Annotated in this window: 26 protein-coding genes and 1 tRNA gene; 13 read left to right on the top strand and 14 right to left on the bottom strand. The window is 68.6% G+C overall.

Features of this window, described 5'->3' with window-relative positions:
• Window positions 1-11: 11 nt before the first annotated feature.
• Complete coding sequence (locus tag B378_RS0105695; protein WP_017342850.1) at window positions 12-1,238, bottom strand: type I restriction enzyme HsdR N-terminal domain-containing protein; 1,227 nt, start codon at window positions 1,236-1,238, stop codon at window positions 12-14.
• Between the two features lie 97 nt (window positions 1,239-1,335).
• On the opposite strand from B378_RS0105695, the gene B378_RS0105690 reads away from it, so the two are divergent.
• From B378_RS0105690 to B378_RS0105675, 4 genes are all read left to right on the top strand, one after another.
• A tRNA-Ser gene (locus B378_RS0105690) sits at window positions 1,336-1,419 on the top strand.
• Between the two features lie 522 nt (window positions 1,420-1,941).
• On the top strand, window positions 1,942-2,541 hold the full coding sequence (sod, locus tag B378_RS0105685) for a superoxide dismutase (RefSeq protein WP_017342849.1): 600 nt from the start codon (window positions 1,942-1,944) through the stop codon (window positions 2,539-2,541).
• 602 nt (window positions 2,542-3,143) lie between these two features.
• Window positions 3,144-3,452: a DUF5827 family protein gene (locus B378_RS0105680; RefSeq protein WP_017342848.1), complete on the top strand. Its 309-nt coding sequence runs from the start codon at window positions 3,144-3,146 to the stop codon at window positions 3,450-3,452.
• Window positions 3,449-4,363 (top strand): hypothetical protein, encoded by a 915-nt coding sequence (locus B378_RS0105675; protein WP_017342847.1) that lies wholly within the window; start codon window positions 3,449-3,451, stop codon window positions 4,361-4,363. The genes B378_RS0105680 and B378_RS0105675 overlap by 4 nt, the downstream gene beginning before the upstream one ends.
• 22 nt (window positions 4,364-4,385) lie before the next feature.
• Here B378_RS0105675 and B378_RS0105670 read toward each other — a convergent pair whose 3' ends face one another.
• From B378_RS0105670 to B378_RS0105660, 3 genes are all read right to left on the bottom strand, one after another.
• Complete coding sequence (locus tag B378_RS0105670; RefSeq protein WP_017342846.1) at window positions 4,386-4,868, bottom strand: hypothetical protein; 483 nt, start codon at window positions 4,866-4,868, stop codon at window positions 4,386-4,388.
• A gap of 66 nt (window positions 4,869-4,934) precedes the next feature.
• Window positions 4,935-5,282 carry a 4a-hydroxytetrahydrobiopterin dehydratase gene (locus B378_RS0105665; protein ID WP_017342845.1) on the bottom strand — a complete coding sequence of 116 codons (348 nt, stop codon included), beginning with the start codon at window positions 5,280-5,282 and terminating at the stop codon, window positions 4,935-4,937.
• A gap of 77 nt (window positions 5,283-5,359) precedes the next feature.
• Window positions 5,360-5,824 (bottom strand): hypothetical protein, encoded by a 465-nt coding sequence (locus B378_RS0105660; RefSeq protein WP_017342844.1) that lies wholly within the window; start codon window positions 5,822-5,824, stop codon window positions 5,360-5,362.
• A 76-nt stretch (window positions 5,825-5,900) separates the two neighbouring features.
• Here B378_RS0105660 and B378_RS0105655 point away from each other — a divergent pair, with 76 nt between their 5' ends.
• Window positions 5,901-6,728 (top strand): BtpA/SgcQ family protein, encoded by an 828-nt coding sequence (locus B378_RS0105655; protein WP_017342843.1) that lies wholly within the window; start codon window positions 5,901-5,903, stop codon window positions 6,726-6,728.
• Window positions 6,729-6,749: 21 nt separating this feature from the next.
• On the opposite strand, the gene B378_RS0105650 is transcribed toward B378_RS0105655, so the two are convergent.
• Genes B378_RS0105650 through B378_RS17035 form a run of 5 tightly spaced genes read right to left on the bottom strand, consistent with a single transcriptional unit; the run spans window position 6,750 to window position 9,763 of the window.
• Window positions 6,750-7,865, bottom strand: coding sequence for a carbohydrate kinase family protein (locus tag B378_RS0105650; RefSeq protein WP_017342842.1), 1,116 nt, complete (start codon window positions 7,863-7,865; stop codon window positions 6,750-6,752).
• On the bottom strand, window positions 7,862-8,383 hold the full coding sequence (locus tag B378_RS0105645) for a nucleoside deaminase (protein ID WP_017342841.1): 522 nt from the start codon (window positions 8,381-8,383) through the stop codon (window positions 7,862-7,864). Before B378_RS0105645 ends, B378_RS0105650 begins: the two co-directional genes overlap by 4 nt.
• A gap of 24 nt (window positions 8,384-8,407) precedes the next feature.
• Window positions 8,408-8,731, bottom strand: a complete 324-nt coding sequence (locus tag B378_RS0105640) for a hypothetical protein (RefSeq protein ID WP_017342840.1) — start codon at window positions 8,729-8,731, stop codon at window positions 8,408-8,410.
• An 18-nt stretch (window positions 8,732-8,749) separates the two neighbouring features.
• The gene (locus tag B378_RS0105635) at window positions 8,750-9,547 is read right to left on the bottom strand and encodes a hypothetical protein (protein ID WP_017342839.1); all 798 of its coding nucleotides are present in this window, start codon (window positions 9,545-9,547) and stop codon (window positions 8,750-8,752) included.
• 39 nt (window positions 9,548-9,586) lie between these two features.
• Entirely contained in the window at window positions 9,587-9,763 is a 177-nt protein-coding gene (locus tag B378_RS17035; RefSeq protein ID WP_004596155.1) for a hypothetical protein, read from the bottom strand.
• 145 nt (window positions 9,764-9,908) lie between these two features.
• On the opposite strand from B378_RS17035, the gene B378_RS0105625 reads away from it, so the two are divergent.
• The 3 genes from B378_RS0105625 (at window position 9,909) to B378_RS0105615 (ending at window position 13,767) form a co-directional block, all read left to right on the top strand.
• Window positions 9,909-10,865, top strand: coding sequence for a hypothetical protein (locus B378_RS0105625; protein WP_017342838.1), 957 nt, complete (start codon window positions 9,909-9,911; stop codon window positions 10,863-10,865).
• Between the two features lie 605 nt (window positions 10,866-11,470).
• On the top strand, window positions 11,471-12,358 hold the full coding sequence (locus B378_RS0105620) for a CoA ester lyase (RefSeq protein WP_017342837.1): 888 nt from the start codon (window positions 11,471-11,473) through the stop codon (window positions 12,356-12,358).
• 155 nt (window positions 12,359-12,513) lie between these two features.
• The gene (locus B378_RS0105615) at window positions 12,514-13,767 is read left to right on the top strand and encodes a Glu/Leu/Phe/Val dehydrogenase (protein ID WP_017342836.1); all 1,254 of its coding nucleotides are present in this window, start codon (window positions 12,514-12,516) and stop codon (window positions 13,765-13,767) included.
• A gap of 35 nt (window positions 13,768-13,802) precedes the next feature.
• On the opposite strand, the gene B378_RS0105610 is transcribed toward B378_RS0105615, so the two are convergent.
• Window positions 13,803-14,519, bottom strand: a complete 717-nt coding sequence (locus B378_RS0105610) for a diphthine--ammonia ligase (protein WP_017342835.1) — start codon at window positions 14,517-14,519, stop codon at window positions 13,803-13,805.
• A gap of 181 nt (window positions 14,520-14,700) precedes the next feature.
• On the opposite strand from B378_RS0105610, the gene B378_RS0105605 reads away from it, so the two are divergent.
• Window positions 14,701-15,942, top strand: a complete 1,242-nt coding sequence (locus B378_RS0105605; protein WP_017342834.1) for a PLP-dependent aspartate aminotransferase family protein — start codon at window positions 14,701-14,703, stop codon at window positions 15,940-15,942.
• A 188-nt stretch (window positions 15,943-16,130) separates the two neighbouring features.
• Window positions 16,131-17,405: an RNA-guided endonuclease TnpB family protein gene (locus B378_RS0105600; protein WP_017342833.1), complete on the top strand. Its 1,275-nt coding sequence runs from the start codon at window positions 16,131-16,133 to the stop codon at window positions 17,403-17,405.
• Between the two features lie 11 nt (window positions 17,406-17,416).
• Here B378_RS0105600 and B378_RS0105595 read toward each other — a convergent pair whose 3' ends face one another.
• The 4 genes from B378_RS0105595 to B378_RS0105580 form a co-directional block, all read right to left on the bottom strand.
• Entirely contained in the window at window positions 17,417-17,986 is a 570-nt protein-coding gene (locus B378_RS0105595) for a hypothetical protein (RefSeq protein WP_017342832.1), read from the bottom strand.
• A gap of 180 nt (window positions 17,987-18,166) precedes the next feature.
• Complete coding sequence (locus B378_RS0105590) at window positions 18,167-18,511, bottom strand: glutaredoxin (RefSeq protein ID WP_017342831.1); 345 nt, start codon at window positions 18,509-18,511, stop codon at window positions 18,167-18,169.
• 420 nt (window positions 18,512-18,931) lie between these two features.
• The gene (gene gfcR / locus B378_RS0105585) at window positions 18,932-19,564 is read right to left on the bottom strand and encodes a transcriptional regulator GfcR (protein ID WP_017342830.1); all 633 of its coding nucleotides are present in this window, start codon (window positions 19,562-19,564) and stop codon (window positions 18,932-18,934) included.
• Window positions 19,551-20,621, bottom strand: a complete 1,071-nt coding sequence (locus tag B378_RS0105580; RefSeq protein ID WP_017342829.1) for a glucose 1-dehydrogenase — start codon at window positions 20,619-20,621, stop codon at window positions 19,551-19,553. The genes gfcR and B378_RS0105580 overlap by 14 nt, the downstream gene beginning before the upstream one ends.
• A gap of 106 nt (window positions 20,622-20,727) precedes the next feature.
• On the opposite strand from B378_RS0105580, the gene B378_RS0105575 reads away from it, so the two are divergent.
• From B378_RS0105575 to B378_RS0105565, 3 genes are all read left to right on the top strand, one after another.
• Entirely contained in the window at window positions 20,728-21,507 is a 780-nt protein-coding gene (locus B378_RS0105575) for an NRDE family protein (RefSeq protein WP_017342828.1), read from the top strand.
• A gap of 73 nt (window positions 21,508-21,580) precedes the next feature.
• Window positions 21,581-21,934, top strand: coding sequence for a hypothetical protein (locus B378_RS0105570; RefSeq protein WP_004598213.1), 354 nt, complete (start codon window positions 21,581-21,583; stop codon window positions 21,932-21,934).
• 49 nt (window positions 21,935-21,983) lie between these two features.
• Window positions 21,984-22,340: a hypothetical protein gene (locus tag B378_RS0105565; RefSeq protein WP_017342827.1), complete on the top strand. Its 357-nt coding sequence runs from the start codon at window positions 21,984-21,986 to the stop codon at window positions 22,338-22,340.
• Window positions 22,341-22,384: the final 44 nt, after the last annotated feature.

The raw sequence follows: 22,384 nt of genomic DNA, 5'->3' as shown, positions 1-22,384 counted from the left end.
ACCGACCCCGATTACAACATATCGTCAGTCGTCTCCGCCGTCCGGAGCTCCCCTAAGGTCGTGTACCGCAGCGCCTGCGGATAGCGCGTCTCGTAGGGGATCGGATCTTCGAGTTCGTACAGCGAGCCCGGTTTGAAGATGATGACTTTCTTATCCTCCGCGATTGCGCCCCGATCCTTGTACTCTAACGGCTCACGCATCAGATCCGCCTGTTCAGGCGACACGACTCGCTCGACTTCGGCGATATATTTCACCTGTCGAACGTCACCAGTGACGTACATCGCCACGTATTCGAACTCGCGTCCGACCCGAACGAACCCCCACGCCTCGTTCTCTTTTAAAAATGGAAGTCCAGACTCTCTAGTCGGGAATACCGCCACCGTTGAGTCCGGATCTCCGTCGATGTCTCGGCGGCGGATCGTTCCAGCGATCTGATTTTTGACCGGTTCGAGATGTCGGTTGTCGGGACCATCCGCAGAACCGGTTTCGTCACTGATGTGAATGTCGTCATCAGCCGTGGGTGGATTGTCGCCAGAGGGTGGACCGTTTTCTGTCTCTCCAACGAACTGGCGCTGCTCACGTAACAAAGACACGAGCCCCTGAACGAACTCTCTCGACTGCGCCTGAAGGTCGATCGGTAACTCGCCGACTTCATCGGTAACCGCGCTCGCGACGGAATCGGTGACCGTCGATTCGTTCTCGCTTAAATATCGGATCGTCCGATTTGTTTCCGCGACTTGTTCGGCGATCTCCGCTGACTTTCCCGAGCGGATCGACTCTTTCGTGAGGAGTTCGAGAACGCCCGGACGCTCGCTGAGATCTTCGAGGCTGAACTGTACGACCGACATCTCTTCGCCGCCGTTACGGCGGCGATCCTTCGTCAGGACCTCGAATGATTTTCCGTTGGTCAGAATTCCCCAATCGACATCCAACTCTTGCCGCATGTAGCTTCGTAACTGGCGGACTTCGTCGTCTGAGAGCGTCGATCGGACGGGTTTTGCTTCGACGAAGACGACCGGCGAGTCGCCGACGAGGAGGGCGTAGTCGACGTGCGTACTGCCCGACGCCATCGGAACGTTGTACTCCAGTGCGACCTCCGTCGAGTAGAGGTCCCACCCGAGGAGTTCGAGGAAGGGCTGGATCAGCTTCACCTTCGTGTTCTCCTCGTCCATCTGCGGCGATGCTTCGATGAGTCCCCGACATCGGTCGACGTACTCATCGATCTCGTTCCGATCCATTGAGGTGTGATTTATGCCGTTGCCTTTTAAAATACCGCTGAGTCGGCTTCCACCGATCCGACACCACTTAGTCGACCGACGCCGAGCGGTGATGTGTGGTGGGATGGCAGAGCGGCCTATTGCGCCTGCCTTGAAAGCAGGTAGCCTCACGGCTTCCTGGGTTCGAATCCCAGTCCCACCGTAACGCGTCCGGCGCACTTCGCGCCGGACGCGGTTTGTGCGGGATTCGAAGCCTGCGAGTCGCAGCGCCCGAGCGGTGCGAGGTGTGAGCAACGCGAACACCTCGAAAGCGAGCGGCGAAGCCGCGAGCAGCGAGGGCGACCGTCTCGCATCGGTTCGAATCCCAGTCCCACCGCTTCTCCGCGAACGCTAATGAGCAGAGAGCGGTAGCTGGGATTCGAATCAGAGAGCGACCGAAGGGAGCGACCGTGGTTCGAATCCCAGTCCCACCGTGTCGAGCGCGGATTCGAAGCAGAGAGCGGCAGATATCTCGATCGGTCGCGAAACTAGATATGGTTACTGGATCGCGTCGTCCGTCGATTTCGGTCGGCACCGTGCGTCGTCGGCGCTGACGCCCGAACCGCAACACGACCGGTAACGGTCGCGTACACCTGATAACACTCGCGTCCGGTGACGCGTGGTATCGCGTGCCGCATTATCTTTAACACCGTTCCGACACATGTTCGTGGTAGGTGATACAAGCATGAGCTACGAACTCGATCCGCTTCCGTACGATTACGACGCGCTGGAACCCCACATCTCCGAGCAGGTGCTCGAATGGCATCACGACACCCACCATCAGGGGTACGTCAACGGCTGGAACTCCGCCGAAGAGACGCTCGAAGAGAACCGTGAGTCCCACGACTTCTCTTCGTCCGGCGGCGCCATCCGCAACGTGACCCACAACTCCTCGGGCCACATCCTCCACGACCTGTTCTGGCAGAACATGTCGCCGGAGGGCGGCGACGAGCCCGAGGGTGAGCTGGCCGACCGCATCGCAGAGGACTTCGGCTCGTACGAGGCCTGGAAGGGCGAGTTCGAGGCGGCGGCCTCCGCGGCCAGCGGCTGGGCGCTTCTGGTGTACGACACGTTCTCGAACCAGCTCCGCAACGTCGTGGTCGACAAGCACGACCAGGGTGCGATCTGGGGCGGTCACCCGATCCTCGCGCTGGACGTCTGGGAGCACTCCTACTACCACGACTACGGTCCGGCTCGCGGCGAGTTCGTCGACAACTTCTTCGAGGTCGTCGACTGGGAGGAGCCGTCGGATCGCTACGAGCAGGCCGTCGAGCTGTTCGAGTAAGCGCGTTCGAGAGGGCGCGTTACGCGCGTCGAGATCCGCATTTTTTGCAGGACGCTACACGGTGAGTGACGGGTCCGTTCAGGCGGACTGGTTTATAAGTGATTGCTGGTGAGTCAGCGGTGAACTCCACTGAATCTCAGCTGCTCGTTTATAAACAGCTGATTGCGGATCGACGGAAAATGGCTCCAAATCTCCAGTTGCTCGCTTATAAATATTCGACTACGGATCGGCGGAGAACACCCTCAAATTCGCAGTTACTCGCTTTTAAACACTCGACTACGGATCGGCGGAGGACACCTCCAAAGCCCCAGCCGGGAGGGCGGCGCACGCTCGTTGCGCTCCTCGCTCGTTCGCTCCGCTCACTCGCTGCGGTGCTTACGTCGCCTGCGCCGCCCTCACGGCTGCCCCTTTGAGTCCCACCCCGCACCGCTCCGCACCGCGCCTCTCACCTCCCCAGCCTCGTCAGTCGCCGTCGCTTCGCTCCGGCGACTGACTCCCTCGCGCGGTGCTGCTCGGCCGCAAAGCGGCCTCGCAGGCACGCGCCACCGCACCGGTGAATCCGTATCGGCAGCGTTTACGGACGCGGTCGCGTACGCTCGCGCATGCCCGAACCGAAGTCGGCGTTCGACGCCACCTACCCGTGCGACTTCTACGAGCCCGCGGAGCTGTTCGAGCCGGACCAGATGTACACGATCCCGGAGATCGGTCGCCTCCTTCAAGGGCTGGAGCCGGACGCCGAGGTCGACCCAGACACCGAAGCCGTGCTGGTCGACTGGGCGGTCCCGTGGGTGATGGTCCATGCCGAGGAGATGGTCGTCGCCGAGCCGCTGAGCGAGGACGGTCCGGGGTACTACGGGCTCGCGACGGATGAGGAACCAGACGCGGAAACCGCCACCGACGAGTCCGCGTGACCGGGGAGTCCTCAGCCCCGCCGACGTACCTCGTCGCCGGCGGCGCGCGCGTCGACGCCGGCAAGACCACCTTCTCTGCGGGGCTGGTCGCGCACCTCGCCGAGCGCGCGGGCGACGCGGTCGCTGTCAAGCCCCGCGCGGGCAACGACTACTGGTTCGACCACGACGACTACCGGGTCGCGACGGACGCGGGCCGGCTCTACGGGAAGGACGCGCGCACCCTCGCGGCCGCGAACACCCGCGCGCTGGCGACGGTCGACGACGAGTCGCCGTCGCCCTCGGCAGTCACCCCGGAGTCGATCAACCCCGTCCACCGGCTCTGGAAGCCGACGCCCGGCCGGACCGGAATGCTCGGCGACGCCGACCGCACCTTCCTCTGCGACCGCGTGACGACCGAGTCCGGAACGCGGTTCGTCGTCAACGGCGCCGCGGAGGACGCGGGGCTGCTCCCGGACGCCCTCGCCGAGCGCCTCCCGCTCGCGGACGCGACCCGCGTGTACGACGTTCCCGAGTTCAACGAGGTGATGGCCGAGGCGCACCTGCCCGCGATCGAACGTCTCGCGGATCGCGTCGCGCGGACCCCGGTCCCGCGAGTCGTCGAGTCGTACGCCGACGTCGCCGGGACCCTTCCTCGCGACGGACCGGTCGTGCCCGACGCTGTCGCCGTCGTCGACCCCGGTCGCGCCCGGATCTACGCCGGCGACCGCTACGCGAAGGCCCGGGCGGTCGCCGCCGGCAGCCCGCGCGAGGGGGCCCGCGAGGAGCACGTCGACGCGGTGACGGAGATGATCGAACCGCTCGCGACCGAGCCGCTGCCGGCGCTGTCCGGCGAGGTTCGAGGGGATCCGGCTCGGATCGCGTCGCGGTACGAATCGGCGTACGCGGCGCTCGTCGGTTCGGTCGAGTCGTAAGAAGCCGCCGAGCGGCCCGCGCTCAGGCGTTCCGGTTCGTGTAGTGTTCCAGCGCGGACTCGATCGACGAGAGGTCCGCGTTCACCCGGCTGTCCGCGACGCGCATGAATCCGGGCGTGTACGACGACGAGTAGTCGAAGATGCGGTTGACGGCGCGCTTGGGCGCGGAGACGGCGCTGAAGTCGGTTACCGTGTACACCCGCGTGGTCGGGAACGCGGTCCAGAACGTGCCGCTGGCCCAGCGGTCCTCGTCCGCAAACGCCTCGCCGACGCGGCCGGTCGCGACGTACTCGTCGTCCGCGTAGAACAGCAGGAGGTCGCCCGCCGCCATCTTCTCGAACGTCGACCCGTTGCCGCTGTCGTCGTCGACGGCCCACAGGCGGGCCTCGTCGAGGTCCGCGAGGGGCTCGGGCCGGTCCGGGTAGTCGGTGAGGTCGACGGCGGACCGGACCGTTCGGTCGAAGTTCTCCGGGTCGATCGGGACCAGGAAGACGTTCTCGCTCATTACCCGTCGTTTCGCCGGCAGAGGTTTAAAGCCGTTCGTTGATGTCTCAGGTCGAGGGGCGTCCGGTCACTCGTCGTAGTCGGCGTACAGGCGGTCCATCCGCGCCGCCATCACGAAGTCGGCGCGCGTCAGGCCGCCGACCTCATGGCTCCACATCTCGATCCCGACCTCGCCCCACGACAGCGCGATGTCCGGGTGGTGCCACTCTTCTTCGGCGAGCTCGCCCACGTCGTTCGTGAAGGCCAGCGCGGTCTCGAAGTCGGGGAACTCGTAGCTCGCCTCGAGGTGGTGGTCGTCGACGACCTCCCAGGCGTCGCCCAGGTCGTCGAGGTAGTCGGCGCACTCGTCGGCGTCGAGCGGTTCCGCGTCGTCGCCGGCCGGTTCGACCGGCTCGTCCGCGAGCGGTGAGGACATACCCCACGTTAGGCGACGAGCGGTTTGTACCTTCCGCGGGCGAGCCCCACCGATCCCGACGAGCGGAGCCCGGGAACTCACCGGAGCCGCGAGAGCGCGTCGCGGACCGTCCTCCGCAGTCGGGCAAGTCGTCCGTCGCTGCCGTCCTCGTCGCTCCCCGCCGCGCCCGGCTCCGAGAGCTCCCAGCCCGCCTTCTCGGCGGCCTCGTCGACCCGCAGGAACTCGTAGCCGGTCTCGGACGCGACGCGCTCGTCCGCGCGGGTGGTGCCGACGAACACGTACCGCGGGGCGGCGCTCTCCTCGCGGACGTCCGCGAGCGTTCCCCACTTGTCCCAGTTCGTGAGTTCGTAGTCGTTGTCGACCCCGTGGTCGCTGGCGAACGCCGCGACCTGCTCCGCCTCGTTCGCGACGATACCGACGTGGCGGCTCCACCGGCGCGCGTCGGCAAACGCCGCGGCCGGGTCGGCGAGCGACCGCGCGGCGCCGAGCGAGAAGACGAGCGTCACGTCGCCGTCACCGGGGTCCGTCGCGTCGATTCCCATCTCGTTCGGCGGGAGGCGACCCGCGGCCTAAACGCTGTGGGGAGGCTTTTGTCCGGGCGCCTCCTCGGCCCCGACGATGGAGTTCGAATCTACCTTCGGCACGGCCGCGCCGCTCCTCGGCATGGTCCACCTCCCGCCGCTCCCCGGCGCCCCCCGAGCGCCGGACGACGGGCGGGAGGCGATGCGCGCGGCGGTCGAGCGGGCCGCGAGCGACGCGCGGGCGCTCGACCGCGGCGGCGTCGACGGGATCGTGATCGAGAACTTCGGCGACGCGCCCTTCTACCCCGACGAGGTTCCGCCCCACGTCGTCGCCGCGGTCACCCGCGCAGCGACTGCGGTCGCCGACGAAACCGACCTCCCGCTCGGGATCAACGTCCTCCGGAACGACGCCGAGGCCGCCCTCTCGGTCGCCGCCGCGGTCGGTGCCGACTTCGTCCGCGTGAACGTCCACACCGGCGCCCGCGTGACCGATCAGGGGATCGTCCAAGGTCGCGCCCACGAGACGCTCCGCCTGCGCGACCGCCTCGGCGTCGACGTGGGCGTCTTCGCCGACACCGACGTGAAACACTCGGCGCCGCTGACGCCGGCGGGCTACACCGCCGAGTCGTTCGCGGACACCGCCGAGCGCGGCCTCGCCGACGCCGTCATCGCCTCCGGGTCCGGGACCGGCGAGGCGGTCGACGACGACGCCCTCGAATCGGTCGTCGCCGAGCGTGACCGCCACGGCCTCGACACGCCGGTCCTCGTCGGCAGCGGCGTCACGCCGGAGACGGTCGCCGACTTGCTCGGCGTCGCGGACGGCGCGGTCGTCGGCACCGCGCTCAAGGAGAGCGGCGAGACGACGGCCCCAGTCGATGCCGACCGCGTCGCCGACCTCGTCGCTGCCGCCGACGCGGTTCGCTGATCCGTCCGAGTCCCCTCCTCGCTACCGGCTCCCGTCGGGGCCGAGTCCCCGCTCCGCGAGGAACGATTCGACCTCGCTCCGCGTCGGGAGTCCGGGCTGCGTGAACCGGCTCGTGCAGTTGATCGCGGCGACCGCGGCGGCGAACCTGACGCCGGAGGCGACGCCGTCGCGAGCGGCAGATGAATCCGCGGACGCTTTCGCCGATTCCCCCGCGATCCACCGGTCGATAAGCCCGGCGGTGAACGCGTCGCCGGCCCCGGTCGTGTCGACCGTCTCGACGTCGAACGCGTCGAACTCGGTCACCTCGCCCCCGGCGACCGCCGTCATTCCGTCCGCGCCGTGCGTGAGGACCGCGCGGGGCCACGTCGGGCCGCGTCGCGACCGAGACGCCGATCCCGACTCGGGGCCGGCGTCGGTCGGGGCGGTCTGCGCGTCCGCGATCCGCTCGACCGCCGCCTCCGCCGAGCCGAAGAACGCGGGCGCGGCGACCCCGTCGGCGACGAACAGGTCGGCACGGTGGAGGAACCGGTAGATCGTCGCCGGTTCCGTCCCGCGCCCGATCAGCTCCTCGACGGACCCGGAGAGGTCGAAGATCAGCGCGGGCGGGGTCGCGCCCGAGTCGGCCGCACCCTCCCGGAGCGACTCGACGCGGTCGAGTACCCGCCGCGCCGCGCGGTCGGGGGCGTAGGCGGTGAGGAAGACGGCGTCGGCGTCGGCCATCGCCGCGAGCGCGTCGTCGTCGAGCCGGAGGCCGCGGAAGCTCTCGCCCGCGGTGACGATGGCGCGCTCCCCGTCGGGGTCGCAGAGGATGAGCGACCGCGTGTGGGGGTCGTCGCCGACCGCGACGTGGGTCCCGTCCACGCCGGTCTCGGCGAGGTACGCCAGCGCGCGCCGCCCGTACTCGTCGTCGCCGACGCGGCTGACGAGGCCGGCGTCGCGGCCGAGACGGTCGAGCGCGACCGCGACGTTGGCGCCGACGCCGCCGAACGCGGACGTGACCTCGCCGGCGAACGCGCCGCCGTCCGGCTCTGGGAGGTTGCTGACCGCGTACCACTCGTCGATGGCAGCGGCGCCGACCGAGAGAATCGCCGGCGAACCCCCCTCCGCGGCGTCGCCGGCGTCCGACTCCGGCGTCACGACTCGCGGAAGAAGGAGTCGTGGACCGCCATCGCGGCGTCGACGGCGATCGGGCCCTCGACGGTCGTGTCGCCGTCCGCGCGCCGGATCACCTCTTCGAGGGGGATCGGCACCACGCCGCCGGAGAGCTCGCCGAGCGTCTCGCCGTCGACGCCGAAGACGACCCGCCCGATCCCCGCGTAGTGGATCGCGGTCGCGCACATCGGGCACGGCTCGGTGCTGGCGTACATCGTACACGCCGCCAGCTCGTCGGCGTCGAGCTCGCGCGCGGCCCACCGCGCCAGCGTCAGTTCCGGATGCGCCGCCACGTCGCCCTCGGTCCGCGTCTCGTTGCGCGCCTCGCTGACGACCTCGCCGTCGAGGACGAGCAGCGCGCCGAACGGAGTGTTGCCTGCCTCGACGGCCGCCTCCGAGAGCCCGATCGCTCGCTCCACGTACTCGCGGTCGGTCGGGTCGTCGGGGAGATCGTCGAGGTCCCGAAACTCGCCGGCGTCGCCGGGCGCGTCCGCGTCTGTCATACCCCCCTGTTCGCCTCCGGGTACCTAACGGTTGGTACCGCCGTCGTCGGACGACTTCGGGCGGTCGTCGTCGGGCGGCCTCGAGTCCCCTCCGTTCGAGTCGGTCGGATCCCCCACACCCTGCGACTCCCGCACGTCACGGAGCGCGTCGACCGCGTCGTCGGTGGCGCTCGCGGTCCGCGTCTCGGTGGCGGCCGCGGGGTCGAGGCCGTCGGGTTGGTCATCGTTGGTCGCGGTTTCGTCGGCCTCGTCGGCGTCGCTCGCTTCCGTCTCGTCGCCCGGTTCGTCCGCGCCGTCGGCTTCGTCCGCGCCGAAGAGCCACGCGCGGACCGCGTCGATGAATCCCATGGGTCTGTGTGGTCGTCGTCAGTAGTTCCTGAACAGCAGCGCGCGCACGTCGTCTTTCGTCCGCGCCGTCTCGACGCTCCCGTCGGGGAGGTCGACCTCGTACCGCGCGTCGCCGTCCCCCTCTCGCCACTTGTCGGCGTGGGTGTCGAGGAGGCTCATCATCGCGTCCAGCTGTCCGGCGCCGCCGTCGTCGTCGCTTCCGGTACTGTCTCCACCGGCGTCATCTTCGCTTGCTTCGTCCTCGACCGAGTCGTTTTCGTCAGCGGCGTCCTCGACTGGCTCATCCGCGGCCTCGCCCGCGTCGAGGTCGACGTCGACGCGCGCGAGGGGGTCGGCGGCGAGGGTCTCGGCCGCGTCGAGGATCGCGTCGACGAGCTCGTCCTTCGTCATCTCGCTGCGCCCGGTGACGTCGAAGGCGGCGGCGATGTCGGACAGGTCCATCGGGTCATCCGGGTCGGGGTCGGCGTCCCGTCGGTTCCGCGCCGAGAGGAGTTCGCGGGCGCGGTCACGGTCGAACGGGGCCGCGTCGGCCGCCGCCGCTTCGCTCACGGCGTCGGTCGGCTCGTCGCCGGTGTCGGCGCCACTCTCGTCGCCGGTGTCGGCGCCACTCTCGTCGCCGGTGTCGGCGCCGCCCTCGTCGCTCGTCGGCGCCGCGACGCGTTCGGGGTCGTCGACGGCGTCCGCGAGGTCGAGCAGGTACGCGAGCGCGTCCTCGCGGTCGACGGAGGCGTACGGGCCGGCGTGGGCCGCTTCCAGCTCCTCGCGGAGCGCTTCGATCCGGTCGGCGTGGTCGTCGGTGATGTCGAGCGTGGGCATAGTGTGGGTCCGGGGCTACTGGTTCTGTGGCTCGGGCGGCTACTGGTTCTCCTCGAAGCGCGCGAGCGCGTCCGCCCAGCTCTCGGCGAACTCCGGCTCGCCGGAGTGGTCGGCCTCGACGTCGGCGTAGCCGCAGTCGTCGCAGGCGACGGCGGTGGCGGCGCCGAGCGAGAGCGACGACAGCTCGGCGCCGCAGCGGGGGCACTCGTGCGACACGGATTCTCGCGTGGAACCTCGTCGCCCGCGGTGAAAAACGCACGGGTCGGGTGGGGGACTCGGAGGGCGGACTCGGTCGCGAAGGGCGTGGCCCCGACCGCGCGCTCGGGGTAACAGTCATTACACTCGGCGGAAACGTTCGGATATGAGCGAAGCGGACGCCGAGAACGTCCTCATCGAGTACTACCGTCGCTACGTCGGCGACCCGGACCGAACGATCGACGTGTACGCCGGCTTCGGGCTGTTCTCCGCCGGCATCGCGCTCGGGGTGATCGGGGTCGTCGTGTTCCTCTACAGCGCGACGCTCGACCCGACCGCGGCCTCGACGTTCGCGGTCCGCGAGGTCGCCGCGGTCGCGGGCGCCGTGGGGCTCCCCGCGCTGCTGTTCGGCATCGTCGTTCTCCTGCCGGTCGACCGCCGGATGCTGTACCTCGCGGGCGCCGGGATCGCGGTCACGCTCGCCGCCACGGGCGCGTTCACATGGGCGTACCCGCACAACTGGAACGTCGTCGTCAACACGGACTACAGCGCGCAGATCGTCGCCGTCTACGCGCTCGGACTGGTGGCGGTCATCGGCGCCACGGGCGGCGCCTTGGTCGCACACCGCGTCGAGCGCGTCGCGGGCGGCGAAGCCGTGAGTAGCGCGGCGGGCGGTGCGGGCACCGGGGGTGGCGCCGCGGACGCGAGTGGCGGGTCGGGGTCGGAAGCGACCGGATCCGGCGGCGAGGCGGTCACCGAGGAGTCGGTTCGCGCGGACATCGAGCGCGAGCTTGAGGACGCGGAGCTGACGTGGGGCGGCGTCGAGCGCTCCGAGACGCGCCGGCTGGAGCTGAACACGAGCGCGGTCGACGAGGCCGACGTCGACGCCGAGAAGCTCGCGGGGTCGGCGACCGAGACCCGGACGACCTCCGGCACGGTCAACGACGCGGTCTCCGAGTTGAAGGGGCTCCAGGGCGGGGACGTGAAGACCGACAGCGGCGAGGGGACCGACGACCAGGCCGCGAAGCTCCGCGAGCTGCGCGAGCAGCAGCGGAAGGAGGCCGAGGCGGAGGCCGAGGAGGACGGTTCGGTCGTCGACAGGATCAAGGGACTGTTCGGCTGAATCGGACGAATCGCGTTCGGTGTTATTTATAAGGAGATGGCTCGGCGGAGAACATCGGTGAACTCCCAGAAGGTCGCTTATAAATGACTGATAGCGGATCGGTGACGAACACCGCCAAAGCCCCAGCCGCTCACTTATAAATAAGCGACTATAGATCGGCGGTAGACACCGCCAAACTCCCAGAAGGTCGTTTATAAATAACCGACTGTAGATCGGCGACGAACACCGCCAAAGCCCCAGCCGCGAGGAGCGCGGACGCTCGCTGCGGTCCTCGGTCACTCGCTCCGCTCGTTCCCTGCGGTCCTTACGTCGTCATCAGAACGCTTCGCGTTCTGATTGGCTCACGAGAGCTCCGCTCTCGTGAACGCCTCCGCGCTCCTCGCGACTGCCCCTTTGAGTCCCGCCCCACTCAGCACCGCACCTCACGCCTCCCCAGCCTCGTCGCTCCCTCCGCTTCGCTCCGGTCGCGACTCCCTCGCGCGTGCTGCCTCGCGGCCGCCGAGGGCGGCCGCTCGCAGGCACGCGCCACCGCATCACCTCGTTTATTTATAAACGATCCACCCCTGACGCCCACGATTTATATCCGACGGCGGGGAGGCCTCGACATGGCCAGACGAAGCCTGCTGTTCTCGCCCGGCGACAGCCCCGATCTCATGCGGAAGGCGCCCGGCGCCGGCGCCGACGTGATCTGCTTCGACCTCGAAGACGCCGTCGCCCCCGGCCGGAAGGACGAGGCGAGGGCGGCCGTCGGCGAGGTCCTCGCGGACCCCTCGTTCGACCCCGACGCGGAGGTCTGCGTGCGGCTGACCGCCGAGGCGCCCGCGTCCGACCTCGACGGCGTGCTGGGGGGAGGTAGCGAGGACGGGACCGGTGACGGAACCGGCGACGGGACCGACGACGTCCGCCTCGACGCCGTGATGCTCCCGAAGGTCGAGGCCGCGGATCGGGTCGAACGCGTCGCCGACCTCTGCGTCGAGCGCGGGCGCGACCTCGCGGTCTTCGCGCTCGTCGAGACCGCGGCGGGAGTGCTCTCTGCGCAGTCGATCGCGGCCGCGGACGCGACCGACGCGCTCGTGTTCGGCGCGGAGGACCTCGCGGCCGACGTGGGCGCGACCCGGACCGAGGAGGGGACGGAGGTGCTGTACGCCCGCGAACACGTCGTCCTCGCGGCGAGCGCGGCCGACGTCGACGCGATCGACACGGTGTACACGGACTTCTCCGACGAGGCGGGGCTCCGCGAGGACGCGGCGTTCGCGCGGCGGCTCGGCTACGACGGGAAGCTCGCGATCCACCCGGCGCAGGTGGCGCCGATCACCGAGGCGTTCACGCCGGATCCCGAGGACGTCGAGTGGGCCGAGGCCGTCCTCGACGCGCGCGACGAGGCGGAACGGGAGGGCCGAGCCGTCTTCCAGGTCGACGGCGAGATGATCGACGCCCCGTTGATCGCGCAGGCGGAGCGGATCCTCGACCGGGCGCCCGACGGCGACCGCTGAGGCCGGGTCGCCCGTCCGCGCTGCCTTCGAGTCGCCCGTCCGCGCTATCTTCGAGTCGCCCGTCCGCGCTTCCGGGGTGGCTGTGTGCGGTGTCGACACACACAATTTCCGTACCGGTCGTCACAGTTAACCTCCGGCCGCCGGCACGTGATGGTATGTCTTCTGAGGCGAACCCGTTCGAGAGTCTGCGAGAGCAGGTGGACGACGCCGCGGCGGTCGTCGACGCCGACCCAGGCGTCATCGAGCGCCTGCAGAACCCGGAACGGGTGTTAGAGACGAACCTGACGTTCGAGCGCGACGACGGCACTCTGGAGACCGTCCGCGCGTACCGCTCGCAGTTCAACGGCGACCGGGGGCCGTACAAGGGCGGGATCCGCTATCACCCGGGCGTCACCCGCGACGAGGTGAAGGCGCTGTCCGGCTGGATGGCGTACAAGTGCGCCGTCGTCGACGTCCCCTACGGCGGCGGAAAAGGGGGAATTGCGATCGACCCGGCCGACTACTCGGAGGCCGAATTAGAGCGGATGACGCGCGCGTTCGCGACCGAACTCCGCCCGCTGATCGGCGAGGACCGCGACATCCCCGCGCCGGACGTCAACACCGGCCAGCGGGAGATGAACTGGATCAAAGACACCTACGAGACCCTCGAAAACACCACCGCGCCCGGCGTCATCACGGGGAAGGCGCTCGACTCCGGCGGCAGCGAGGGCCGTGTCGAGGCGACCGGCCGCTCCGTGGCGCTGTCGGCCCGCGAGGCGTTCGACTGGCTCGACCGCGACCTCGCGGGCGCGACGGTCGCCGTTCAGGGGTACGGCAACGCCGGCTCCGTGGCCGCCGCGCTGCTCGACGACCTCGGCGCGAGCGTGGTCGCGGTCTCCGACTCTTCTGGAGGAATCCACGACCCCGACGGGTTCGACCCGCGCGAGGTGAAGGCGCACAAGGCCGAGACCGGCTCGGTGACGGGCTACGCCGGCACCGAAGCGCTCACGAACGACGAGCTGCTCACGCTCGACGTCGACTGCCTCGTCCCGGCCGCGCTGGAGAACGCGGTCGACGAAGAGCTCGCGGCGGACGTCGACGCGAAGCTGGTCGTCGAGGCGGCCAACGGGCCGCTCACGCCCGGCGCCGACGACGTGCTCGCCGAGCGCGACGTCCACGTCGTTCCCGACATCCTCGCGAACGCGGGCGGTGTCACCGTCTCCTACTTCGAGTGGGTCCAGAACCGACAGCGGTTCAGCTGGACCGAGGAGCGCGTCAACGAGGAGCTGGAACGCGTGATCACGGACGCGTTCGACACGCTCGTCGACACCTACGAGTCGAACGACGTCCACAACCTCCGCACCGCGGCGTACGTCGTCGGCATCGGCCGGATCGTGGACGCGTACGATCAGGCCGGTAGCTGGCCGTAGCGGGCAGATTCGACCGCTTCAGAAACAGCTTCGACTCACTCCAGCCGCGCGTCCCGGATCTCGACGTGCCCGCGGTCGCCCTCCCACACCGCGTCGTACGTGAGGTCGATGCGACGGTCCATGTGGGGGCCGTCGACGACGTACGTCTCGAACTCCCCCCCCTCGCCGAGCGGGTGGACGCCGTACTCCTCGCGGAGTTCGAGCAGCTCGTCGAGCGCGTCCGCGTCGAACCGCCGCCCGAGCCACGACTCGTCGAGGCCGTACGCCGCCACCTGGACGATCCGGATCTCGAAGCCGGCGTCGAACATTTGCTCCGCGAGTTCGACCGGGTCTTCCTGCCACAGCGGCGCGAACAGATCGATCCCGAGACGGTCGCACATCGCCTGAATCCGGTTCGTCTGGAACTCGCTCTCGACGGCGCCGGCCGTGACACCCGCGAGGTCGACGTCGTCCGCGGCGGCGAGCTCGCGGAGCGCGGCCTCCATCGGCTCCAGTTCGGCGTCGCCCTGCGCGCCCGCGTCGTCGACGTCGTCCGCGCCGAAGTCGTCGGGCGACACCTCCACGAGGTCGATCCCGACGCTCTCGGCCGCGAGCGCGGCGAGCTCCGTCGCCGGCGTGTGGTACATGTACGAGTCGCCGGCGGGGTGGACGGTCAGGAGTCGGGAGACGTCGAGGCCCTCCTCCAACGCGCGGTACAGCGCCCACGAGGAGTCCTTGCCGCCCGAAAAGAGGCTCAGCCAGTCGTCGGTCATTGGCGAGGGAACGCCCGGCCCACGTAAATCGTCGACGGTCCCGGTTGACGACCGTCGACTGTCGGCTGTCGGACGCGTCGATCTGTCGATCGAACAGTAATATCCCCGCGAGTTATCCGGAAATCCAGTATTATTAATGAAAAATGATAAACTATTAGCGACGGTGCGTCGGAGTTCGCGTATGGAAGACCGATCGAAGTCGACGTTCGAGACGCTCGCCGTCACCGAGGGCGAAGAGCCGTTCGAGAACGGGAGCGAGGCGGGCGACGTCGTCTCGCCGATTCACCTCTCGTCGACGTTCGCCCTGCCGGGCCTCGACACCGAGATGAGACTGGATGACGTCGACCCGGCCGCCGGCGAGTTCGTCTACGGCCGGCTGTCGAATCCCACCCGACACGCGCTGGAGACCCGAATCGCCGCGCTCGAAGGCGGCGCTCACGGGGCCGCGTTCGCCTCGGGCACCGCGGCGATATTCACGACGCTGCTCGCTCGGCTGACCCCCGGCGACCACGTCGTCGCCTTCGAGGACCTGTACGCCGGCACCCGTCGGATGCTCGACGACGTGTTCCGGTCGCGCCTCGGTGTCGACGTCACGTACGTCGACGCGACGGACACAGCGAACGTGGCGGCCGCGCTCCGCGAGGAGACCGCCGTCGTCTGGATGGAGTCGCCGACGAACCCCAAGCTCGCGCTGTGTGACATCGCCGGTATCGCCGACCTGGTCGCGGACCGAGACGTGCTGTTCGGCGTGGACAACACGTTCGCGAGCCCGTACTTCCAGCGCCCGCTCGAACTGGGCGCCGACGTCGTCGCGCACAGCACGACGAAATACCTCAACGGTCACTCCGACGCCATCGCCGGCGCGGTCGTCACCGACGACGACGCGCTGGCCGAGGAGATTCGGTTCCTCCAGCAAGTCGGCGTGGGCGCTGTCAGCGGACCGTTCGACAGCTACCTCGTGTTACGCGGCACCAAGACGCTCGCCGCGCGGATGGAGAGACACGAGGCGAACGCGACGGCCGTCGCCGAGTTCCTCGACGGACGGGTGGAGGTGAGCGACGTGTACTACCCGGGGCTGTCGAGTCATCCCGACCACGAGCTCGCCCGCGAGCAGATGTCCGGGTTCGGCGGGATCCTCTCGTTCGAACTCGACGGGACGATAGACGACGCGAAGCGGTTCGTCGAGGCGCTGACTGAGTTCACGCTCGCGGTCTCCGTCGGCGGCGTCGAGAGCCTGATCGAGCTGCCGGCCGCGATGACTCACGAACCGCTCTCGCCCGCGGAGCGGGAAGTGCTCGGGATCTCGGACACGTTGCTCCGCGTGTCGGTCGGCATCGAAGGGGTAGACGACCTGATCGCGGATTTAAAAGGCGGGTTCGACGCGATGAATCGTCGCACGACGACGCCGTCGGCCGACCGCTGACGCCGCGGCGAGCGCGCTGCTTCAGCGTAATTCAAGGTGGAGCCCCCGACCTCAAGGAGCGACCGAAGGGAGCGAGTAGGCCGGGGAGGGAACCGACATGATACCGTCATTACCACGTTCTACACGTGGCTACCTCTCCTCCAAAAACAGTATTATTATAAAAACTTAGCGTAACGTCTGAATTACGGATGGAGGTACGTCGCACGGTCCCCGTCAAACTCGACGTGGCCGACAGCGACGCCGCCCTCCTCCACGAAACCATCTCCGAGTTCCTGTGGGCCGCCAACTACGTCGTTGACCACGCGTGGCAAGGCGAATACAAGACCACGAGCAAAGCTGAACTCCAACGCGAAACCTACGACGACGTGCGGGCCGAGACGCGACTCCAAGCGAATCTCGTCCAGAACGCTCGCAACAAGGCCGCCGACGCCGTCCAGAGCGTCGTCGCTCGGTGGAAGCAAGGTGACTACGCGGGGAAGCCGAACTTCTCCGCACCGACGCTCGTCTACGACAAGCGATGTGCGACGTTCAACGACGACCACGCGACGCTCTCGACCGTCGAAGGACGCATCACCGCAGAGTACGTCCTCCCCGACGAGAACCGCGAGACGCCCCACTCGGAGTATCTGTTCAACGACGACTACGAAGTGACAGGCGCGGAACTCCACTACCGCGACGGCGAGTTCTACCTTCACGTCCGCACAAAGGCGGACGCGGAGTTCGAGACTGCCGACGACGGCAACGACGGGCACAACACAGTCCTCGGCGTTGACCTCGGCATCGAAAACGTCGCCGTCACCTCCACGGGCACGTTCTGGAACGGGGCAGAGTTGAACCACTGGCACCGCGAGTTCGAGAAGCGGCGCGGGTCGCTCCAACAGCACGGGACGCGGGCCGCTCACGAAACCATCCAATCGGTCGGACGTACTGAGACAGGCCGCTACGACCACTTTTTACACACAGTCTCGAAAGAACTCGTCGCGGAAGCCGTCGAATACGACTGTGACGTGATCGCGTTCGAGAACCTGACCGGCATTCGTGAGCGGATGCCGAACGCCAAGAAGTTCCACGCGTGGGCGTTCCAACGTGTGTTCGAGTACGTCGAGTACAAAGCCGAGATAGTCGGCATCTCCGTCGAGCAGGTGAGTCCCGCCTACACCTCCCAGCGGTGTTCCAAGTGCGGGACGACACTCCGAGAAAACCGCGAGACACAAGCGCGGTTCTGCTGCCAGAAGTGCGGTTACGAAGTGAACGCCGACTACAACGCGGCGAAGAATATCGGTCTGAAGCATCTCCGCTCGGCGCAAACGTCGTCGGGTGGAGGCGCACCCGTAAACGTGCGCTTGAATCGCGGGACGTTGAACGTGAACGGTGATTACGAGCCTGCCAGCGATGGCCAGAACGGGAGTCCACGCGAAAGCCCTACCCTCAACGAAGCGAACGGCAGCGCCGTGAGCGAGTAGGGTAGGGTAGTTTACTCCGAGATGAACTCGTTGTCGCGCCAGTTGACGCCGCCGTCGCCCTCACCCGCGCCCTGCGGGCTCTCGACGACCTCGATGCTGGCGGGGCGGGGCTCGCCCTCGACGATCCGCGTCGCCTCGAGCTCGCCGTCCTCCTCGGTGATCGCGGTCAGCGTCCCCTTCTCGGAGAGCGTCGCGATCTTGCGGAGCACCCGGAACATGGGGTACTGGAGCGCGGAGTTCTGGAGGACGGTCTCGCGGTCGCCCTTGAAGCAGGCGAACTCGACGAGCTCGGAGGGGATCTCCTCCTCCTCGTCGTCCATCCACTGCGGGCCGCCCGCGCGCGGCGGCTCCTCCTCCCAGACGCGCGTCTCCGTGACCGACGCCTTCAGCTGCGCCGTGGGCGTGTACTTGCTGATCGACTCGTCGTCGGACAGGGCCTTGATGATGAGTGTGTTGTTTCGACGCGTGATGTCGATGTCGTCGATCTCCTCCGGCAGATCGGGGTCTTCGTCGAAGTACGTCTCTACGTCTTCGAGGGGCAGTTCGAGCGTCGAATGAAGTCGGAACACGCGGCCTGTCATTGTTTGTGGAATGCGGTGGGGTCGAACCGGTGGTCACGGCGGCAGCGGCAACGGCCGCACCTACCACCGTGTAGGCACCGTAGGTTTATATGGACTGCCCTTCGAGATGTGAAGATCGGCGCGACGCGCTCGCCCGGCGTCTCACGCTTCGAGGCGGGGATCCGGCACCGGAGCCGGGCCTCACTCCGCGCCCAGCTCGGCGGCGAGTTCGCCGCGCTCGTCGAGTTCGGCGAGCACGTCGCTGCCGCCGACGAACTCCCCGTCGACGAACGTCTGCGGGATCGTCTCCCAGTCGCTGTGCGACTCGAGCGCCTCGCGGTACTGCGGGAGCGCGGGCAGCACGTCGACCGTCTCGAACTCCTCGACGTGCTGCGAGATGAGCTCGACGGCGCGCTTCGAGTAGCCGCACTGCGGCATCAGGCGGTTCCCCTTCATGAACAGCACCACGTCGTTGTCGGCGATCGTGTTCTCGACGCGCTCGGTGATCTCCTCGGGGTCGGCGTCCGTTTCGGGGCTGAACGTCATGCGACCGGGTACGCGTCGGCGAGGCAAATGGGTTCCGCACGAGACGATCGGTGATCGTGGGGGATTCGAGCGCATGGTCGGTTATAGCGGACTGACAGTAGATCGACGGCGAGCACCTCCAAAGCCCCAGTCGCGAGGACTCGATGCGCTCGCTGCGCGCTTCGGTCGCTCGCTACGCTCGCTCCCTCCAGTGCTTGCGTCGCGCGTCTTCGTCCTCGCGACTGCCCCTTTGAGTCCCGCCCGCACAGCAACCGCGCCTCACGCCTCCCCAGCCTCGTCAGTCGCCTCCGCTTCGCTCCGGCGACTGACTCCCTCGCGCGGTCGGTTCGCGGCCCTGCGGGCCGCTCACCGGCGCACGCCGACGCTGCGTGTCTCTCGGACGATCCGCATTTATAAACATCGGCGAGCGCGCCCGCGACCCTACTCGTCGCGGTCGACGCGGACAACGTCGACGAGCGAGTAGACGGGGACGCCGTCGATGTCGTCGTACCCCATCTTGTCGACGAGGACGACGCACGCGACGGGCTCGCCGCCCTCCTCGCGGATCGCGTCGATCGACTCCCGCATCGTCGTCCCCGAGGTGATGATGTCGTCGACGACGTAGCAGTCGCGGTTCCGGATCGCGGCGAAGTTCCGCGAGAAGCCGCCGCCGTGCTCGTCGATGTCCCCCTCCTCCCACTGGTGTTTCGCGGGCGCGTAGGTGCCGAGGTCGGTGTCAAGCCGGTCCGCGACCGCGGTCGCGAGCGGCGCGCCGGCCTTCTCGATGCCGACCGTCAGGTCGACCTCCTCGCCCTGCTTGGCGAGCAGGTCCGCCATCGCGCTGGCCGCGTAGCCGAGGCGAGTCGAGTCGCGCCCGAGCGCCGACCAGTCGACGTGGATGTCGGCGGAGGCGGTCGCGTCCGCGGCCTCCGGGCTCTCCGCCCCGCCGCCGCGCTCGACCAGCCAGCTCGCCGTCTCGCGGGAGACGTTCAGCTCGTCCGCGATTTCGCCCTTCGAGAGCCCCCGCTCCGCGAGCTCGGCCGCGCTGTCGATGAGGTCGTCAACGTTCTTCATATGCGCCGAATTCGACCGCCGTTTTAATAGTCGTGTCGTCATCCGCGAACGCGGCCTCGAACTCGTCGAGCCCGTGGACGCCCGTCACGAGATCGCCGAGGAACGACTCCGAGAGCCCCGCGAGCGACTCGACGGCGGACTCGAAGTGGCCGTACCCGGAGTTGACGCTGCCGACGAGCGCCTTGTTGTGGAGGACGAACTCGCGGTGGAGCCGGCCGCCGTCGATCTCGAACTCCCAGTCGCCCGGGACGCCGAGGAGCGCACCGACGCCGTTGGGCGCGAGCGCCTCGATCGTCTCGAAGGCGTGGGGCGCGTAGCCGGTCGCCTCGAAGACGAAGTCCATCGGCTCGTACGCCTCGGGGACCTCGGGGACCGCCGTCTCGTTCGAGTTCACGTACGTCGCCCCCAGCGACTCGATGATATCGATCGTCGGGTCGGGGCGCTCGCGGCGCCCGAGACAGTAGATCCGGTCGAACTCCTCGTCGAGGGTCGCGACCGTCAGGAGGCCGAGCGAGCCGTTGCCCAGCACGAGCGCCGACTCGGGCTCCCAGTGGAACGCCGACCGGCTGGCGTACGCGTGGTCGATCGCCTTCTCCGCGATCGAGATCGGCTCGACGAGGAACCCCCACTCGGCGAGTTCCGACGGGATCTCGACCAAGAACTCCGCCGGGCTGGTGAAGTACTCGGCCATAAACCCGTGCGCGCCGACGATGCCGCGCTCGTGATACTCCCCCTCGGGCGCCATGTCGGGCTCGCCGCGGGCGAAGTACTCGTTGGCGCCGTTGGGCGGGCGACGCACCGTCGGGACGACGACGTCGCCGACCTCGAACGGCGTGTCGTTCGGGTCCTCGATCACGCCGACGGCCTCGTGGCCGAGGACGAGGTGGTCCTCGCCCGCGGGCGCCCCGCCGTGCCCCCCGGCGATGACCTCGTGGTCGGTCCCGTCCACGCCGACCCGCAGGGTCCGAACCAGCGCCTCGCCGGGCGCGGGCTCCGGTCGCGGCTTCGCTGTCACGACCGGTTCGTCGGCGCCCTCGTACACGGCAATCGCGTTCATGTCTCGACCGAGGGGGTCAGCCACCAAAAGATTTCTTTTGTTGTGAGTAAACACGTGCTGCGGATCTCACCGTGGAGTTTTCACTCGGTCCGGCGTACCGACGGGCGTGTGTACCCTGACCCTCGCGTGGCGGGCGTTCGGCGACGCCCCCGTCGCGCTCGCGGCCACCCGCGACGAGGCGCTCGACCGCCCGAGCGAACCGCCGGCGCTCCGAACGGACGACGGCGACGAAGTCCGGTACGTCGCCCCGCGCGACGCCGAGGCCGGCGGGACGTGGATCGGCGTCTCCGAGGGCGGCCTCGTCGTCGCGGTCACGAATCTCTGGCTCGACGCCGACCGCGAGGGCGACCGCTCGCGCGGGCTGCTCGTCCGCGACTGCCTGACGGCCGCCTCCGCCGAGGACGCGGTGCGAGCGGTCGAGCGCGAGCTCGACGAGCGCGCGTACGACGGCTTCAACCTCGTGCTGGCCGACGAGCGGGCGGCGTTCCTCCTGACGTACGACGGCGGCCTCGCCGTGACCCGACTCGACCCGGGCGTCCACGTCGTCGGCAACGTCGGCGGCGTGGTCAACGGCGCGGAGCGGTTCGCGATCCCCGAGCGGCGACGCGAGTTCGGCGAGGAGCGCGCGGACAGCGCGAGGCGGATCGCGGCCGCGCTCGTCCCGGAGCCGGGCGAGACGGGCGCGTCGTGGCTCGACCGCGCGAGCGGCGTCCTCGCCGACCACGACTACGGTGCCTGCCTCCACGGCGACGAGTTCGGCACCCGGTCGTTCACCCGGATCCGGACCGGCGACGCGCCCGAGATGGCGTACGCCGACGGGCCGCCCTGCGAGACGCCGACGGAGGCGGTTCGGCTCCCCGAGGAGTTCGCGCTCGACGGCAGATGAGGTTCGCCCCGTGCGGCCGCGAAGCGTGCGACCGGAAAGCCAGTTTTAAGCGATTCGGGAGGCGTGTGAAACTATGAGCGCGTCCGAAATCGAGTCCGACCTGTCGGCGGACGAGCGCGCCGGTCTCGAACTCATCCGCGAGACCGGCGGCATCCACCAGAGCGACTTCTGGAAGGAACTCGACGTCTCCTCGCGGAAGGGGAGCCGTATCGCCGAGTCGCTGGAGGAGGCCGGGGTCATCCAGCGGGAAGACACCGTCTACGACGGCCACAACACCTACTACTTAGAGCCCGCACCGCGCGACCTCGACTTCTCTCTTTTAATGGCCGACGACATGCTCTCGCCGTTCATCGGGGAGGAGGAGGTCGACGCGCAGGCCGACGCCTTCTCGCAGTGGATGATGAATCTCGCCTACGAGGAGTACTGAGCGGCGACCGCTCGCGGCTTTTATCAGTCTTCTCGCGCATCGGACGCCCGTGAACCGAGCCCTCCCGCTCGCGGCCGGCGTCGGCCTGCTCGCCGCGCTGGGCGTCTACCAGCTCGTCCCGTACCTCCCGACCGCCGTCGGCACGGCGGCCGTGTACGCCGGAGCCGCCTACTTCCACCTCGCGTTCGACGTGTCCCTGCTCGCGGAAGCTCCACGGTTCGAGGACCGGACCGACCGGATCGGGTACGGACTGGGCCTCTTCGGTCTGAGCGTCACGCCGCTTCTGTTCGGCCACTACGCCGGCGGAGACGCCGCGGTCTTCGCGTTCGTGGTCGCGTTCTTCGGCGCGGTCGCCTTCCTCACGCTCAGCGAGCAGGCCCGACGACTCGGCGACGAGACGGGGTGACGCCGGACAGAGCGAGTGGCGCGGGCGCTCGGGCCCGGGACAAC

Source organism: Halorubrum sp. T3 (assembly GCF_000296615.1).
Taxonomy (GTDB): Archaea; Halobacteriota; Halobacteria; order Halobacteriales; family Haloferacaceae; genus Halorubrum; species Halorubrum ruber.
This window is presented reverse-complemented; position numbering and strand designations above follow the sequence as displayed.

Excerpts from the sequence above, each read along its gene's own strand:
- B378_RS0105695 (WP_017342850.1), bottom strand. The coding sequence starts at position 1,238 with ATGGATCGGAACGAGATCGATGAGTACGTCGACCGATGTCGGGGACTC.
- sod (WP_017342849.1), top strand. The coding sequence starts at position 1,942 with ATGAGCTACGAACTCGATCCGCTTCCGTACGATTACGACGCGCTGGAA.
- B378_RS0105680 (WP_017342848.1), top strand. The coding sequence starts at position 3,144 with ATGCCCGAACCGAAGTCGGCGTTCGACGCCACCTACCCGTGCGACTTC.
- B378_RS0105670 (WP_017342846.1), bottom strand. The coding sequence starts at position 4,868 with ATGAGCGAGAACGTCTTCCTGGTCCCGATCGACCCGGAGAACTTCGAC.
- B378_RS0105665 (WP_017342845.1), bottom strand. The coding sequence starts at position 5,282 with ATGTCCTCACCGCTCGCGGACGAGCCGGTCGAACCGGCCGGCGACGAC.
- B378_RS0105660 (WP_017342844.1), bottom strand. The coding sequence starts at position 5,824 with ATGGGAATCGACGCGACGGACCCCGGTGACGGCGACGTGACGCTCGTC.
- B378_RS0105655 (WP_017342843.1), top strand. The coding sequence starts at position 5,901 with ATGGAGTTCGAATCTACCTTCGGCACGGCCGCGCCGCTCCTCGGCATG.
- B378_RS0105645 (WP_017342841.1), bottom strand. The coding sequence starts at position 8,383 with ATGACAGACGCGGACGCGCCCGGCGACGCCGGCGAGTTTCGGGACCTC.
- B378_RS0105640 (WP_017342840.1), bottom strand. The coding sequence starts at position 8,731 with ATGGGATTCATCGACGCGGTCCGCGCGTGGCTCTTCGGCGCGGACGAA.
- B378_RS0105635 (WP_017342839.1), bottom strand. The coding sequence starts at position 9,547 with ATGCCCACGCTCGACATCACCGACGACCACGCCGACCGGATCGAAGCG.
- B378_RS0105625 (WP_017342838.1), top strand. The coding sequence starts at position 9,909 with ATGAGCGAAGCGGACGCCGAGAACGTCCTCATCGAGTACTACCGTCGC.
- B378_RS0105620 (WP_017342837.1), top strand. The coding sequence starts at position 11,471 with ATGGCCAGACGAAGCCTGCTGTTCTCGCCCGGCGACAGCCCCGATCTC.
- B378_RS0105615 (WP_017342836.1), top strand. The coding sequence starts at position 12,514 with ATGTCTTCTGAGGCGAACCCGTTCGAGAGTCTGCGAGAGCAGGTGGAC.
- B378_RS0105610 (WP_017342835.1), bottom strand. The coding sequence starts at position 14,519 with ATGACCGACGACTGGCTGAGCCTCTTTTCGGGCGGCAAGGACTCCTCG.
- B378_RS0105605 (WP_017342834.1), top strand. The coding sequence starts at position 14,701 with ATGGAAGACCGATCGAAGTCGACGTTCGAGACGCTCGCCGTCACCGAG.
- B378_RS0105600 (WP_017342833.1), top strand. The coding sequence starts at position 16,131 with ATGGAGGTACGTCGCACGGTCCCCGTCAAACTCGACGTGGCCGACAGC.
- B378_RS0105595 (WP_017342832.1), bottom strand. The coding sequence starts at position 17,986 with ATGACAGGCCGCGTGTTCCGACTTCATTCGACGCTCGAACTGCCCCTC.
- B378_RS0105590 (WP_017342831.1), bottom strand. The coding sequence starts at position 18,511 with ATGACGTTCAGCCCCGAAACGGACGCCGACCCCGAGGAGATCACCGAG.
- gfcR (WP_017342830.1), bottom strand. The coding sequence starts at position 19,564 with ATGAAGAACGTTGACGACCTCATCGACAGCGCGGCCGAGCTCGCGGAG.
- B378_RS0105580 (WP_017342829.1), bottom strand. The coding sequence starts at position 20,621 with ATGAACGCGATTGCCGTGTACGAGGGCGCCGACGAACCGGTCGTGACA.
- B378_RS0105570 (WP_004598213.1), top strand. The coding sequence starts at position 21,581 with ATGAGCGCGTCCGAAATCGAGTCCGACCTGTCGGCGGACGAGCGCGCC.